Below are 1221 nucleotides of genomic sequence, written 5' to 3' on the forward strand. Positions count from 1 at the left end.
TGGGCCTGATCCGTTTTGACGGACATCTGAGTTCAGGGGGTTTTGCCCCTGGAAGGATGTCCTTATGAAGACCACGGGCTCGAACAAGCCCCGGCGTCCTCGTCGTGCGTTCACCCCGGAGTTCAAGGCGGAGATCGTCGAGCAGTGCCAGCGTGGTGACCGCTCGATCGCACAGGTCGCGAAGGACTTCGACCTGACCGAGACCGCCGTGCGCGAGTGGGTCAAGCAGGCCGAGCGTGACGCCGGGACCCGCGACGACGGCGGCCTGAGCAGCGAAGAGAAGGCCGAGCTCGCTGCCCTGCGGCGGGAGAACCGGCGGCTGCGCGAGGACGTGGAGATCCTCAAACGGGCCACAGCTTTCTTCGCCAAGGAGACCCGGTGAACGTCTATCCGTTCATCGAGGCGGAGAAGGTCGGCAGCGGCAACGTCAAGCGTGCGTGCGAACTGCTCCAGGTCTCCCGTGCCGCCTACTACAACCGCCGCACCGCGGGCCCATCCGCGCGTGAGCGGGCCGATGCCGCGCTGACCGAGAAGATCATCAAGGTGCACGACGAGTCGAAAGGAACCTACGGGACGCCGCGGATCCACGCCGAGCTCGCCGACCAAGGGCATCGGCACTCCCGCAAGCGCGTCGCCCGGCTCCTGCGCCAGGCCGGCCGAGCCGGTCGGGCACCGAAACGGTGGCGCACCACCACCATCCCGGACCCGGCCGCGACTACCCCGGCTGATCTGATCAAGCGGGATTTCTACTGCAGTGCAAGGGATATCAACAGCAGATGGTGCGGGGACATCACCTACATCCACACCTGGGAAGGGTGGATGTACCTCGCGACAGTGATCGACCTCGGCTCCCGCCGCGTCGCCGGCTGGGCCACCGCCGATCACCTGCGCACCGACCTGGTCGAGCAGGCGCTGCGCAACGCCATCACCCAGCGCCGCCCCGATCCCGGCGTGATCTTCCACTCCGACAGAGGCTGTCAGTACACCTCCGGCCAGTACGCCCGCGCGGCGGCCGACGCAGGGGTGCGGCTCTCGGTCGGCCGCAAGGGCCAATGCTGGGACAACGCGGTCGCCGAATCGTTCTTCGCCACCATCAAGACCGAACTGCTCGACCGGCAGCCCTGGCCCACGAAGGCCAAGGCACACAAGGCAATCTTCGAATACATCGAGGGCTGGTACAACACCCGCCGCAGGCACTCCAGCCTCGCCTACCTCAGCCCC

At 67.0% G+C, this 1221-nt stretch carries 2 protein-coding genes; both read left to right on the forward strand.

Features of this window, described 5'->3' with window-relative positions:
- Positions 1–64 precede the first annotated feature (64 nt).
- Positions 65–382, forward strand: coding sequence for a transposase (locus IG04_RS0141680; RefSeq protein WP_030482271.1), 318 nt, complete (start codon positions 65–67; stop codon positions 380–382).
- The coding region (locus tag IG04_RS0141685) for an IS3 family transposase (protein WP_036017054.1) at positions 379–1221 on the forward strand (843 nt) is incomplete at its 3' end. The genes IG04_RS0141680 and IG04_RS0141685, both read left to right, overlap by 4 nt.

Origin of the sequence: Lentzea albidocapillata (assembly GCF_000719115.1) — a bacterium.
GTDB lineage: Bacteria > Actinomycetota > Actinomycetes > Mycobacteriales > Pseudonocardiaceae > Lentzea > Lentzea albidocapillata.

Excerpts from the sequence above, each read along its gene's own strand:
- IG04_RS0141680 (WP_030482271.1), top strand. The coding sequence starts at position 65 with ATGAAGACCACGGGCTCGAACAAGCCCCGGCGTCCTCGTCGTGCGTTC.